The sequence below is a fragment of the Streptomyces sp. NPDC001401 genome, assembly GCF_042895385.1.
Taxonomy (GTDB): Bacteria; Actinomycetota; Actinomycetes; order Streptomycetales; family Streptomycetaceae; genus Streptomyces.
In genome coordinates this window covers 33,939-47,078 of record NZ_JBIAWI010000031.1, presented here as the reverse complement: position 1 = coordinate 47,078, position 13,140 = coordinate 33,939, and the positions used below count along the sequence as shown (strand labels likewise).

The following is a 13,140-nucleotide window of genomic DNA, read 5'->3' as shown; positions in this document are numbered from 1 at the left end:
TTCGCCTGCACGGTGGCCGGCATGCAGGAGCCGCTGGACGCCGCGCGCTCCGTGTGTGCCGTCGCCTCTGCCCTGGTGGGGTGATCGCCTGCGCCAGCGGCCTCCCACGACGACTCCCTCGCCTCTGGCACTCCCAGGGCCGTCGACATCGCGTACACCTCGGCTCGCTCCACACACGATCGAGGTCGGACGCGTAAATACGTAGTTCACACAACCCTGATCTGTGAGACGAAGTGGCCACAGCCCACCGTCGGCGCTGTAGGGGGTGATGCCTTGCAAGTGCAGCCATCAGCGCAAGTGGAAGTGGTCACAGCCCTTGCCCCGTGAAGCTTGGCCGATCGGCGTCGGTGCGGCCCGCGGCGGAGCGGATCGGCAGGAGGCTCCGGACAGGGGGATCAGAGCCTGACTGTCGTGGGTGTTGGCCAGGTCCGACTCGGCATTCGGGCCGTCGCAGGCGTCGACGATGGCGATGGTCCTGCCGGAGCCGCCGGCGGAGGCGATGGAGGTCCGGCATTAGGCCGACTGCAGGTCGCTGGGCCCGTAGCCCGTGGGGGAGTCCGCGGCGGCGTTCCGCCGGACGGGCTGGGGTGCGATGCCCTTCTTCGCCGCCTGCTCTTCCTGGGAGGCGGTGGTGCCGCTGGTGATGCGCAGGGCGTTACAGGATGCGTAGCCCTTCTTCGGGGTGCCGGCGCACTGCAGCATCTCCAGGCGGTACCGCCGGCCCGCCCAGCGCTACGGCGTGGGGGGCCGCTGCGGGGCGCGGAGTACGAGCAGGGTGATCTCACTCGGGGCGAAGACGCGGAAGGGCGGGCCCCAGAAGCCGGTGCCGCGGCTGGTGTAGAGGAGGGTGCGGGTGCCGTGGCGGCTGAGGCCGGCGAGGGCGGGCTGGTCGATGCGGACCAGGTGGTGGAAGGGCCAGATCTGGCCGCCGTGGGTGTGGCCGGAAAGCTGGAGGTCGACGCCGCCGGCTGCCGCCCGGTCGACGAACTTGGGCTGGTGGGCCAGGAGCAGGACGGGGTGGTCGGGGTCGGCGCCGTGCAGGGCTCCGGCGAGGTGGGCGCCGTGGCCTGGCAGGCCGGAGGACTCGGCCGTGACGTCATCCACGCCGGCGACCACGAGGGTGTCGCCACCGCGTTCGAGCAGCAGATGGCGGTTGCGCAGCGGCTCCCAGCCCAGCTCGTCCATCAGGTCGACCCAGCCCTGGGCCTCGCTGTAGTACTCGTGGTTGCCGGTGACGTAGACCCGGGCCCGGGTGGCCTGCACGGTGCCGAGTGGGGCGGCCTGGGCGCGGCGGCGTTCGGCCGTGTCGTCCGCGATGTCGCCGGTGTGGCAGACCAGGTCGGCTTCCAGCGTGTTGACCGTTTCGCAGACCCGCGCCGACCAGCGGGCGCGGTCGAGCGGGCCGTAATGGGTGTCGGTGATGAGGACGACGCGGAGGCCGTCCAACCCGGCACCCAGCCGTGAGAGTTGCACGTCGAGGCGGCGCACGCGTGGCACGCGGCGGGCCTCGGCATACCCCCAGGCGAGTAGCACGGCGGTGACGCCGAGGACGGCCCAAGTGACGATTCGGGCCCGGTCCTGACTCTCGCCGACGCCGGCCACGGTCAGAGCGAGCCGCAACTGGACGCCGAGCAGAATGGACCAGGTGAACAGAACCCAGCTGGTGCCCAGCAGGGAGTCACCGACTATCGCCGCCCGGTCCTGCTGGCGCCGGCCGTGACCGCGCACCATCGCGAGCGGCATACCAACGAGGCCGAGGGCGAACAGGGCGGTGCCGACCAGCGTGACGGGCAGCGGCCAGCGCTGGCCGGTGTGCAGGAGCACCCAGCAGGGCACGGCCCACAGCAGGACGGGGGCGATCAGGGGGATATAGCGCATCAGGCGGAGCAGTCGGCTCTGCCGCGGAGCTTGCACTTCGCTGTCGGCGAGTCGGGTTTCGCTGGTGTCGGTCACGCCACCCCTCCTTGAGCAACCAGGCTGCCTTCGCGCGCACTGTATCCGGCCTGTCCAGTTCGACCGTGCCCATTGGAGCTGGAGGCGCATCTGCTGCTGGACCGCACGGGGGGAACCCAGTGGTTTCTGACGGCCACGGTGCCGGAACCGGCGGCGCAGCTGCGACGGCGGGCGCTGGAGCAGTTCCCGTGAGCCGCGCCACCGGTGGCCGCCCGGCTGCTCCGCCGAACCGAAGATCCTTTCTGCGCCACGCCTCCGAAGCCCAGCTGAGGCGCATTGCCCTCGCCTCGCCGCAGGGCGAGGCCCATATGGACCGGCTGCGCGAATGGGTCGCGGAAGCAGCTCGGCACGGCTACGCGGTCTGCAGCAGCGAGTGGGACGAGGGGCTCACCGCCGTCACCGGCCGCTCGGGCGCCGTCATTGCCTCCCTCTCACTCAGCGGCCCCAGCCAGCGTTTCTCGTACGAGGTCATAGAGCGCTTCGCCACCGCCCTGGGCGAGGCGGCCCGGCTCATCTCCGATCAAGGGTTCAGCCACCCGCTGAGCCCCGGGCTCTGACCCGGAGGGCAACGGCCGCGCCGTCGGCTGCTCGGCTGCCCCGCGTCGAACTCGGCGGCTACGTCCGGGCTTTGTGGCCGCACGCGGGCTCCCGGCGGCGTTGCGCAACTCCGCTATGAGCTCTCTTCGCCGCCGGCTGCCGCGGTGTCCGGCTGTTCGTCCTCGTCGTCCCGGTCGAGGGTGGCCGCCCAGCTGGCCAGCAGTTTGAGGCTGTCGTGGGCGGGGGTGCCGGGTTTGGCGCTGAGGGCGGTGAGGGTGAGGCCGGGATCGGTCGGGATGGGCATGGCCTCGAAGGGGAGGGTGAGTTCGCCGACCGCGGGGTGGTGGAAGTACTTGATGCCGGTCTGGTGCAGGCGCACGTCGTGGGCGGCCCACAAGGTGCGGAACTTCTCGCTGCGGGTGGAGAGTTCGCCGATGAGGTCGGTCAGGTCCCGGTTGTAGGGGTCGCGTCCCGCCTCGGTGCGCAGCAGGGCCACCGCTCCGGCCGCCTGACGTTCCAGCTGGGGCAGGAAGTCGGCCGCACCGGGGTTGAGGAACTCGTACCTGGCGAGGTTCACAGGCCGGGCGGGGTCGGCGAAGACCGGGTCGTACAGGGCGCGGCCGAGCGAGCCGGTTGGTGGCGAGGATGTCGAGGCGGCCGTTGCGGATGAAGGCGGGTGCCTCGGGCATCGCGTCGAGCAGGTGCTGAAGGGCGGGACGGATGGGCTGTGGCTTCGTCAGTCTTGACTGGCCCCGCGAGCAACCCTCGCGGCAGAGATGATCGCACCAAAGCTTCCGACCCTGGGGCCTCTCTTCTGGCGTACCGGGTCAGCCGTTGCACACGGTCAACAGCACGGCATAAGCATGTTCTTCGAACGTCTCGATCTGCCCGTCAACCCAGCGCACGGCGACAGGGCAGTCACACTCCAGGCGAGCTCAAGGGACACCGCACTTCGATGCGGCGGTGCTCCTCTCGCCGTGATGGCGACTCTCCGGCGCCTCTTCGCTCAGTACGGCTGGGATACCAAGCGACTCAACTCCGCCGAGGCAGATGCCGTCAACACCTGGCAGGCAGTGGCAGGCGTCCACGTCCCGGTTCCTGGCACATTTCAGCAGACAGACACAGACCTGCCGTAACAACGGCTAACACAAAGAAGCGGATCAGCGCTGGTGGCCGTGTCAGGGGCGGGAGTTGAGCGTTCGGTCCGGTGTAGGGACGTCGCCGTGGATCGTGTCGGATGAGCTGTGGGACCGCCTGGAGCCGTTGCTGCCGCGGCGTGAGGGCAGGTCCGGTATCCGGCCGCAGGCCGTTGCTGGACCGGGATGTGCTGTGCGGGATCCTGTACGTGCTGCATACCGGGATCCAGTGGGAGTACCTGCCGCAGGAGTTGTGAACGGGCCCGGATGCAGCAGGACCTGGCCGTCGGTGATCTGGGGGCGGGAGTTCACCGCTTGGCCGTCGCACACCGAGTACTAGCCGCTGCCATTGTCGACCTGGACGGGACAGTCCGTTCTGGGATTCTCTCCGGCTCAGCGCTGGGTGTCGTTGAGCCGGCTTCCGGTACCGGTTACGGCGGGAGAGGAGTTGTCGAGGGTCACGATGTCGTCGTGATCGTCCTGCCCATCGTTCTGCCAGTCGTTGTGGAGTAGTTCGTCGCCGGGTCGGTGTTCCTTGATGTGCTCCTGGACCTCGTGTACGTATACGGGCTGGCAGCGGCCGTTGTCCGCGGAGTAGACCGGATGGATCTCGACTGCAGCCAGTTTGGTGGGCACGGCGGGGTCGCCCCACATCGTGTTAAGGGCGTGGGCCAGGTGCTGGAGCAGGAGGCGAGTCGAGTCGGGATCGAAATTCACTCCTGGCTCCAGATGGGTGGCGCCGTGAGCGGCGAAATTCCGCAGATAGGTGTAGTCCTGTGGTGAATGCGGCAGGGGCGTGGCCTGTGGGTCCGCTTGGGCGTTCAGATACTTCACGCCTCTTCGGAGTGCCTCGTTGGCGCCGAGTTCGCCAGGACTCTTTCGGCTTCGGTTGGTGGTGCGACGTGCACCAGTGACGACACGACCGAGCAGTTCCATGGCGTCGAGAGCGAGGAAGAGCGCCCCGAGGTGGTACCCGTTCTCCAAGTTGAGTCCGGAGGCCTGCATGAACTCGCGCATCGCGCCGCAGATGTAGGAGGCCTTGCACTCGTAGGCCTTGAGCCCGGCGGCGTGAGCAGCTTCATTCCATTCGGTTACATCGTGAGTCAGCGGTACGGGCCGGCCGAATACGGAGGGAGCAGCAGTCATACGGTCATGATTCAGCGGGCGCCGGACTGCGGCAAGGCTTCAGCACCCCGCTCCCGGCCACGGTCCGTACGCCCTTGCAGGGAACGTGACACTTCAGGCAGGCAGGCCCAAGCGGCTCTCGGCCCCGGGATTCCAGGGCCCGATCCGGCAGTGCGACACCGGGTGGGAGAGCTTCGTGGCAGGGAGCGTGACGCGCACCTCATCGAGGCCGGCATCGACGCCTCGATCGGCACCGTTGGTGACGCCCTGGACAACGCGCTCATGGAATCCCAGATCGGCTGCTACAAGACGGAGTTGATCAAGCCCCGCAAGCCCTGGCACGGCCTTCCGACGTCGAACTCGGCACCGCGGAATGGGTCGACTGGTTCAACAACCAGCGCCTCCACACAGCGACCGGGGACATCCCGCCCCACGAACACGAAACCAACTACTACGCTCAACACCAGCCCCAACCGGCGGCTGGAGTCAACGCATAGAGCCTCCACCGGTCCCGGGGCGGTTCACCCGATGCGAGCGCGAGTGCGTCTACGGCGCCCCACTATCGTTCCGCAAACGAGCTCGCCCAGGCCGGAGTGTGCAAGCAATGACTCTGCTCGAATGAGGGGACCGTCGACTCCCATGCCGTGGCTCACGCGGACCCCTGCCCCGATCATGGCGGCTGGTGCCGTGTCGACCAACTGGCCAGCGGCCCGAGCGCATCCAGCAGCTGTCGTCCAGCCTCCGTGATCCGGTACGTCGTGTGATACGGAAAGCTTTCCTCCCTGTCCCGCAACACCAACCCCTCCTCCCGGAGCTTGCTCAGTGTCCGGTTCAGCACGGAGTCCTGGAGATAGCGCCGCTCCGAGGGCTGTTGAGGATTTGTCGTTCTGTCCCGGATGGCCTGCAGCAGTGCCCCGTACTGGCTCGGGCCGGCTGCCAGCACTTCCAGAATGTCCGTCACCCACTCACGGCGCAGAATCCGCAACGCGTACCTGGACTGTTGAGCGACTGTCTGACCCCACCCGTGCTGGTCGTCTTCCCGCTGCCGGTCTTGAGCCCTTCGGCGCAGTAGACCCGGCCAGTGCGAGAAGCGGGCGTGCCGGTGAGCGCCGCCCTCTGGCGGATCCTGCACAGCAATCTCCTTGTTCCAGCGGTCAGTTGGCAAGCTCGGTTACCTATTGGCCAGGTCGAGGAAGCACCGCAACCAAGCCGGGTCGGTGTGACGGGCCGCATACTGGGGTCTGACGATCCAGTGCGGCCCGGGAGGGTAGGTCCGGCAGACGTTCGGTACGACGACGTAAGACTTGGGCCCCAGGCATCGACAGTGCGGCATGGTCCAGTCGGCGGCCGTGCCGGGCGGGACGAGGAAGTAGACGCTGGGAATCGCCATGCCGGGGTCGGCGATGACGGGTCCAAGCTGGGAGGGGTTCAGCGCGCGGAAGTAGTGGACGACTGCGATTCCGAGGGCCTCCTCGATGCGTATGGCGTCCCACCATTCGCCCGCTTGGACGGCGGACGCTCCCTCTACGGGCGCCCAGGCTGAGTAGTGGACGGACTGCTGTTGCTCGTCTGTCTTCATGGTGTGTCCAGGGGTGCTGCGCATCGGTTGAGGAGCGTGGAGAGGACGGTGTAGACGTGCTCCACGCCGAGCGGGGAGAGCGCGATTTCATGTTCGGTGGTGCGGGGGAGGCAGTGGTCCGGCGCGAGCAGAAGGCGCAGGCCGACGCCGTGTGTGTCGATGGTCTGTTTTCCGGTGTCGTCGGCGACGGGGCCGGCGCAGGGGAGTGCGACACGGACCTGGTCCCCGCCGCTCCTCTTGGCCTGCCGCAGGGCCGCGTCGCAGTCCAGGAGCAGATCGGCCAGTGCGCCCTGCGGTAGGTCGGCGGCCACGGCAATGCCCATCGAGACCGTCTGGCCCGTCAGCGTGACGTTTACCCCTCGCTGCGTGCGTACGTTCACGGTGAGGCCGCGGACCCGGTCGCGCATTCTCCGGGCGATGACGAGCGCGCGGTTGAGGTCGAGGTCGGGTAGGAGGATCAGGAACTCGTCCCCGGCACAGCCGCCGTAGCGACCAACGAGGCCGGCGTCGCCGCTTCCGTTGCGGAGCACATCGGCGATGGCCCGGAGCACGGCATCCCCTGCCGGGTGGCCGTAGGTGTCATTGATCGTCTTGAACCGGTCGACGTCAGCGAGGATCAACGCGAGCGACCGGCGGTCGCGTCGGGCGTCGGCCAGGGTGCAGGCCGCCCAACGGTCCCAGGCATGCCGGTACAGAGTGCCGGTGACGGTGTCGAGGAAGGACTCTCCGCACGTGGTGCAGCGGGCGGCCCGTCCGTATGCCGTCGCCGAGTCGGTAGGTCCGTCGAACGGTGAATCAAAGGGCGGACTGGCCACCGTGCGAGAACGGTGGATCGAAGTCGTCTGCGGAGCCATGGTCATCGTCCCCTCGCGGTGTGGCACGTGGTGGTGCTGCAGCGCCGTTGGGGCCTGCTCCAGGGGCTGGGGAGCTGGAATGAGGTGTTGTTTCCCCGAGCGTCTGAGCGGCCGTTCGTGCCTCAGCGGTTCAAGGCTGAACAACTCTGGGGTGATCGCCAGATTCTGTGGCTCAACTGCTGGTTGAATCTGACGGTGAGTGAGTCTATGGTGGAACCGTTCAGTCCTGTCAACCGACGCTCCAGTAAAGGGATATGAAAGAGCGTCAGATGAGCTTCATGTTCAGGGGGATGTGCTTGTGCCTGGTGGTGAGGCGCGCTCAACACTGGCTGAGCGGCTGGAGCGGCTCTTCGACGAGATCCGTCCGGAGGGACCGAAGGGGCGGCGGTACACCAATGACGAAGTCGCCTCAGCGCTGAAGGGGATCGAGCCGGATCTCAGGGTGAGTGGGGCCTACCTGTCCGCCCTGCGCAACGGCACCAAGCGCAATCCGTCGATGGATCTGCTTGTCGTGCTGGCCCAGTTTTTCCGGGTGTCGGTGTCGTACTTCATTGAGCCCGTCTCGGACACTCAGACCGACGCAGAGGTCGCCCTGGCGAGAGTCGGCCACAATCCCGAGGTCAGGAACCTCGCCCTTCGTGCCCTGGAACTCACCCCTGAGGGTCTCGCCATTGTGACCCAGATCGTCGAGCACGTCCTCACCGAGAATTGGACCCGGAACTCCACGGACCAGGACACCTGACACGCGCGACACCCGCAATCCGGCACGGAACCCCATGACCTGCTGTGAACGGGAGGGACCCGAGACCGATGAGTGAGCGTGACTTACGCAGACGCTGCCGGCGATTGCTCAACGATCTGGAGATCCGGCCGCCCCTCGACGTAGAGGAACTGTGCCGGCGTTTCGCACAACAGCAGGGCAAGCCGATCCGCTTGATGGCCTACGACATCCCCCTTCCGGGGCCCTTCGGCCTCTGGATCGGTACCGATGACGTCGACTTCATCGTCTACCAGCGGCAGACCAGCCGGGCTCATCAGCGGCACATCATCCTCCACGAGTTCGGCCACAAATTCGCTCAGCACCAGAGCTGTGCTCCGCCCGGCCTTTTGCGCATTCTGGGGCGGGGCACCGAAGCGGCGGCGCAGCAAGGTGAGTTCCCTTTCTTGCAGGAGAGCACCATTCGATGGGCCAGGGGACGTTCCGTCTATGACGACGCGCAGGAGCGCGAAGCCGAGACGGTGGCCACGATCATCCTCGAGTGGGCGTCCGTACTCGACCACGTCGTTCCCAAGCACCCGGATGACGGCGCGGCCGAACGGATGGGTATGGCGCTCAGCGACCGGCTGGGGTGGCTATGAGTGATCTCCTCGCGATCTACGGAATCACCGCATGCGTCGTCCTGGCCTGGACAGTCGTCCGCCTGATACGAGCACCGAAGGACCGAGCACTGTGGTCGTTGTGCGGACTCATCACCGGCTGGACCGCGTCGTTCCCCTTTGGCCGAGCCGCCGACCGCCAAGTCGGCCTCCTCGGCACGACACCGATGGAATCACGCCTGATCGAGCACTCACTTGTGGTGATCGGCGTGCACGGGCTCATCTGCTTCTATCTCTATTCGGCTCTGAACGGCCGTCAGGCGAGGAAAAGGGCTTGGCAGTACGGGATCCCGCTCGCCGTGACGCTTGCGGTGCTGATGGCAGCAGCGCTCCTAACGCCAGGGGGAGTCGCAACCCGTGATCACCGAGTGACGAGCGTCGCGGTCTTCTTCGTGGCCGCGGACTCGTACTGCGTCTTCGGCTTCAGCAGGGCTTGGGTATGGAACCGGCGATATGCCCGCGGCGCCGGGCCCCGGCTGAGACGCGGACTCCGGCTGGCCGCTGCCGGCATGATCGCGATCGTGGCGGCCAGCGTCCTCTTCGTGGTGGCCGTCGTCCTGCACTGGGCAGGAGGTAGCGGTGTGCCGAAGTCCCTGCACACGCAGGGAGCCGCAGCAACCACGCTCGGGTGGTTCGCAGCGGTGTTCTTCCTGTTGCCGGGCGTCGTCATCTTCTTGGCCGGCGTCACTTACCCGGCCGCGGTCATGCACGTCATCGCACTGCGCCTGTGGTGGCACCACCTGCGCCAGTACCGTCGGCTGGGACCTCTGTGGACGGCTTTGCATGAGCAATTTCCGGAGAACTCGCTGTCACGGATCCCGGTGAGGCCCTGGCGAGACGCGTTGAACCCGCGGGCAGTACATCGCCGTTACTACCGCAGAGCCATCGAATGCCGTGACGGCCTGGTACGCATCAGCCCCTACGTCACTGCATCCGACGACGCCGGCATCCGCACTTCCCAGGAACTCTCGGACGGGCTGCGGAGGGCGCTGCGAGCCCGCGCCGCGGGACTGCCTGCTTCTGCGAATGCCGTTCCCATCGCCGTACCTGAGGACGCTTCCCTGGAGGCAGACGTCCGCGAGCTCGTAGCACTGTCCGATGCACTCCGCACGGAACGCCCGAACGGAGAAACGTAATGCGCGCATTGATCATCGGCGGAGGCATCGCGGGTTCCGCGACCGCGATCGCACTGCAGAAGGCCGACATAACCTCAGTGGTGTACGAGGCCCATCCCGCGGGCGCCGACGACCGCGGAGCCTTCCTGTCGCTCTTCGTCAACGGTATCGACGCGCTGCAAGCGATCGACGCACACGAGCCAGTACTCGAGCGGTCCTTCCCCGGCAGCCGCATTGAGTTCACCACGAGTGCTGGAAAGCAGCTCGCAAGCGCTCGCCTCGACCGGGACGTGCACGGCTACCTGCCCGGGCCACGCATCCTGAAACGCGCCGACCTCTGTGGGGCCTTACAGGGTGAGGCCGAGCGTCGTGGCATCCGTGTCGAACGAGGCAAACGTCTGGTGTCCGCCAGGCGTACTCCCGCCGGCCGCATTGTGGCCACGTTCGAGGACGGCACCATGGATGTCGGCGACCTCCTCGTGGGCGCCGACGGCATACACTCGGTCGTGCGACGGACCATCGACGCCGATGCCCCCAGCCCTCAGTACACGGGGGAAGATGTCGTCTGCGGGTACGCGCGGAAAGCGCCGGTGCTGGCACCGCCGGAGACTTTCCGCATGATCTACGGGAAGCGGGCGTTCTTCGCCTACCTGACCACACCCTGGGGAGACAGCTGGTGGTTCACCAACATCTCCGGCCTGGACGGTTCGGCGACGGCTCCCTCCAGGGATTGGAAACGGCTGGCCCTGGAACGAGTGTTTTCCGATGTGCGCCAGGCCACTGAGATCATCCAAGCGTCTGGTGACGACGTCATAGGAATCCGCGTCTACGACATGGCGTCGACGCCCATCTGGCATGCGGGTTCCATGATTGTCATCGGCGATGCGGCCCATGCCGCATCGCCCAACGCCGGACACGGAGCGGCAATGGCCTTGGAGGACAGCGTGCTGCTCGCCATGTGCCTTCGCGATCTGCCGGACATTCCAAAGGCATTCCGGAAGTACGAGCAGCTTCGCCGCGAACGCATCGAACGCCTCGTCACCACGAGCGCCCAGATGAGAAAGCGCGCAATCCCGGCCCCCCTTCAACGCGTCTTGCGCGACTTCATGCTGCCGAGGTTGTTGAAGAACGGCCCGCGCAACGCGGCTCCCTGGCTCACTCGCCATCACATCGACTGGCACGAGAAGGTCGCCGCACAGTAAAGAGTCGGCAATGAGGGCGTACCGACTCGAAAGTCGGTACGTCCACGCACCTTGAAGTAGGTCCGTCGGCCCGCAGTAGGGATGGATGCGCCCACGCATGGCGTGCGGTGGGCAGAAGCGTTCGTCTTCTTCGGGAGGTGTCAACGTGCCTGGTTTCGGAAGAACGAGGTGCCGGGCCCTGTACGCCGGTGCCGGCGCCGCACTGGCTCTGGTCGTCGCCGGTTGCACAAACTCGGGCCACGGCACGCCGGGCGCCGGAGACGCTGTCGACCGACGTGAGTCGGGCGGGACGAATCCGAGCGCGTCGCGCACATTGTCGCGCGCGGAATCAGCCCAAGAACAGGCGACGCAGGCGTACCGGGGCATGTGGCAGGACATGGCCAAGACGGCGGAAACCTCGAACTGGCAGTCGCCGCTGCTCGCCCAGCACGCCATGGGCGACGCCCTTGGAGCGATCACTCGGGGCATGTACGCCGACCATCTCAACGGCCTCATCACCAAGGGAGAGCCGAAGAACTCACCGTCGGTCACACAGATCGCTCCGTCGGCCGACCCCGCGGTTGTGATGATCTCCGACTGCGGCGACTCCTCCCACTGGCTGAAGTACCGCAAGAGGACAGGCCAGTTGGCGGACGACACCCCAGGAGGACGGCAACAGATCACCGCGCAGGTGAAGAAGCAGGACGACGGGACGTGGAAGGTCACCCGCTTCGCCGTCGAGGGGATCGGGTCATGCTGAGGCGTACATCCGTTGTGTCATGCGTGGCTGCCTTGCTCTTACTCGGCGGCACCGCCCCAGTGCTCGCGGACGGGGGCTGGGGGTCCGTGGACTGCTCGCAGAATCCGTATCCGGGCTGCGAACTCGGCGCGGGCAACGGGGATGGCGGAAGCGACGCGCCCCGGCGTGCGAAGCCTCGGGTGCCTTTGTCGCGCGATGGCGGCAGCGAAAACGATGGGAGCGGCGGGAGTTCAGCACGCGATCCGAATCTTGCGATGTGTGCCTACGAACGCAGCGACTACAAGCCTCCGCCGGGAGTGGCCACGGCCGCCTATCACGGGCCGGCGGACAGGCAGAGGGCCCGGGCCGTGAGGGCGGTGTTCGTCAGCCGGCTCGGGCCATCTGCGGACGGCCGGGCGGGCGATCCGAAGCCGGGCGAGAAGGGCGCCTGGTACGTGTACAAGTGCACTGAGGGCGGGGCACGGGATGCGTTCTACCGGCCGCCTGTATGGATTCGCGATGGCGCTCAGGTTGGTGGAGGCGCTCCGGTGGTGCCCACGCCCGCGAACCTCGCGCAGCAAGCTTGGAAGCAACTCCGCCTTCCGCCCCCGGCGATCGAAATGAGCCCGCGCGGCGAGCAGTTGGTGAATCTGCCGACTTGGTTCTGGCTGGACCGCAGGGACTGGCGTGACGTCTCTGCGACGGCCTCGCTACCCGGGGTTTCCGTCACTGCCGTGGCGCGGCCCACGCAGGCAGCCTGGCGGCCGGGTGACGGCGGCACAGTCACCTGCACAGGACCGGGAACGCCGTACGACTCCGGAGGTGCCGCACACGCGAGTAGTCCATCTCCGGACTGCGGCCATACGTATCGCACCTCGTCCGCGGGACATCGCGGTGAGGCATACGCATTCTCGGTGACCGTGCACTGGGCGGTCACTTGGACAGGCGCTGGGCAGTCCGGGGCGTTCCCGGATCTCACTACGACGTCGAACGCTCAAGTGCGCGTCGCCGAGAGCCAGGCGCTGAACACCGGGCGGCGATACGGAGAGGAGGGCGACAGGTGAGGACGCAAGTACGCGCTAAGGACCACGGCAAGCCCCCGGTCGCACGGGCAGATCTTCGCCAGCCCGGGCATCGTATAGATCGCGCTCCGAGCCGACTCTCCGGCGTGGCGCGTCGGCGCCAGTTGCCGTACCTGGTGATCGGGGTCCTCTTGGTCCTCGGGTGCGTAACAGGAGCGGTGGTGCTGACCGATCGGCTGGGGGAGCGCGAGACCGTGCTCGCGCTTGCTCGGCCAGTGACTGTCGGCCAGAAGCTGAGCAGCGCCGACTTGCGGGAAGTGAGGGTGGCGCGTGACAGCGGTCTCGACGTCCTACGAGCCGGATCTCGAACGGCAGTAGAAGGGCGTTCCTTGGCCTATAGCCTGCCCGCGGGAGCGTTGCTGACCAAGAGCGTGCTGGGGCGTACGAGAGTCCCGCCCGTTGGTCAGGCAGTGGTGGCCGTAGGCCTCAAGGCCGGTCAGGTCCCAGCGGGAATCGGACCGG

13 protein-coding genes and 2 pseudogenes are annotated in these 13,140 nt (G+C 67.2%); 8 read left to right on the top strand and 7 right to left on the bottom strand.

Going from position 1 to position 13,140, the window contains the following annotated elements; translation table 11 throughout:
- Positions 1–513 precede the first annotated feature (513 nt).
- Entirely contained in the window at positions 514–702 is a 189-nt protein-coding gene (locus tag ACFY10_RS52325; RefSeq protein ID WP_390672504.1) for a hypothetical protein, read from the bottom strand.
- A 30-nt stretch (positions 703–732) separates the two neighbouring features.
- Positions 733–1,953 carry a metallophosphoesterase gene (locus tag ACFY10_RS52320; RefSeq protein WP_390672503.1) on the bottom strand — a complete coding sequence of 407 codons (1,221 nt, stop codon included), beginning with the start codon at positions 1,951–1,953 and terminating at the stop codon, positions 733–735.
- A 188-nt stretch (positions 1,954–2,141) separates the two neighbouring features.
- Between ACFY10_RS52320 and ACFY10_RS52315 the strand changes: the two genes are divergently transcribed.
- A complete protein-coding gene (locus ACFY10_RS52315; RefSeq protein WP_390672502.1) occupies positions 2,142–2,510 on the top strand; it encodes an IclR family transcriptional regulator C-terminal domain-containing protein in 369 nt (122 codons plus the stop codon).
- A 113-nt stretch (positions 2,511–2,623) separates the two neighbouring features.
- Here ACFY10_RS52315 and ACFY10_RS52310 read toward each other — a convergent pair whose 3' ends face one another.
- A complete protein-coding gene (locus ACFY10_RS52310) occupies positions 2,624–3,067 on the bottom strand; it encodes a hypothetical protein (RefSeq protein WP_390672501.1) in 444 nt (147 codons plus the stop codon).
- A gap of 614 nt (positions 3,068–3,681) precedes the next feature.
- Here ACFY10_RS52310 and ACFY10_RS52305 point away from each other — a divergent pair.
- Positions 3,682–3,880 (top strand): annotated as a pseudogene (locus ACFY10_RS52305) (transposase); the annotation flags it as partial.
- A 139-nt stretch (positions 3,881–4,019) separates the two neighbouring features.
- On the opposite strand, the gene ACFY10_RS52300 reads toward ACFY10_RS52305, so the two are convergent.
- Complete coding sequence (locus ACFY10_RS52300; protein WP_390672500.1) at positions 4,020–4,772, bottom strand: hypothetical protein; 753 nt, start codon at positions 4,770–4,772, stop codon at positions 4,020–4,022.
- Between the two features lie 198 nt (positions 4,773–4,970).
- Between ACFY10_RS52300 and ACFY10_RS52295 the strand changes: the two are divergent.
- Positions 4,971–5,248 (top strand): annotated as a pseudogene (locus ACFY10_RS52295) (integrase core domain-containing protein); the annotation flags it as partial.
- Between the two features lie 173 nt (positions 5,249–5,421).
- Here the strand turns inward: ACFY10_RS52295 and ACFY10_RS52290 are convergent.
- The 3 genes from ACFY10_RS52290 to ACFY10_RS52280 all read right to left on the bottom strand — a co-directional run bounded on the left by ACFY10_RS52290 (position 5,422) and on the right by ACFY10_RS52280 (position 7,184).
- On the bottom strand, positions 5,422–5,712 hold the full coding sequence (locus tag ACFY10_RS52290) for a winged helix-turn-helix transcriptional regulator (RefSeq protein ID WP_390672499.1): 291 nt from the start codon (positions 5,710–5,712) through the stop codon (positions 5,422–5,424).
- Between the two features lie 210 nt (positions 5,713–5,922).
- The gene (locus tag ACFY10_RS52285; protein WP_390672498.1) at positions 5,923–6,330 is read right to left on the bottom strand and encodes a hypothetical protein; all 408 of its coding nucleotides are present in this window, start codon (positions 6,328–6,330) and stop codon (positions 5,923–5,925) included.
- On the bottom strand, positions 6,327–7,184 hold the full coding sequence (locus ACFY10_RS52280) for a GGDEF domain-containing protein (RefSeq protein ID WP_390672497.1): 858 nt from the start codon (positions 7,182–7,184) through the stop codon (positions 6,327–6,329). The genes ACFY10_RS52285 and ACFY10_RS52280 overlap by 4 nt, the downstream gene beginning before the upstream one ends.
- 298 nt (positions 7,185–7,482) lie before the next feature.
- Between ACFY10_RS52280 and ACFY10_RS52275 the strand changes: the two genes are divergently transcribed.
- From ACFY10_RS52275 to ACFY10_RS52255, 5 genes are all read left to right on the top strand, one after another.
- Positions 7,483–7,926, top strand: coding sequence for a helix-turn-helix domain-containing protein (locus tag ACFY10_RS52275; protein ID WP_390672496.1), 444 nt, complete (start codon positions 7,483–7,485; stop codon positions 7,924–7,926).
- Positions 7,927–8,030: 104 nt separating this feature from the next.
- Entirely contained in the window at positions 8,031–8,543 is a 513-nt protein-coding gene (locus ACFY10_RS52270; RefSeq protein ID WP_390672495.1) for a hypothetical protein, read from the top strand.
- Positions 8,540–9,697: an MAB_1171c family putative transporter gene (locus ACFY10_RS52265; protein WP_390672494.1), complete on the top strand. Its 1,158-nt coding sequence runs from the start codon at positions 8,540–8,542 to the stop codon at positions 9,695–9,697. The genes ACFY10_RS52270 and ACFY10_RS52265 overlap by 4 nt, the downstream gene beginning before the upstream one ends.
- Entirely contained in the window at positions 9,697–10,878 is a 1,182-nt protein-coding gene (locus ACFY10_RS52260) for an FAD-dependent oxidoreductase (protein ID WP_390672493.1), read from the top strand. Before ACFY10_RS52265 ends, ACFY10_RS52260 begins: the two co-directional genes overlap by 1 nt.
- 376 nt (positions 10,879–11,254) lie before the next feature.
- Entirely contained in the window at positions 11,255–11,617 is a 363-nt protein-coding gene (locus tag ACFY10_RS52255; protein WP_390672492.1) for a hypothetical protein, read from the top strand.
- Positions 11,618–13,140 lie beyond the last annotated feature (1,523 nt).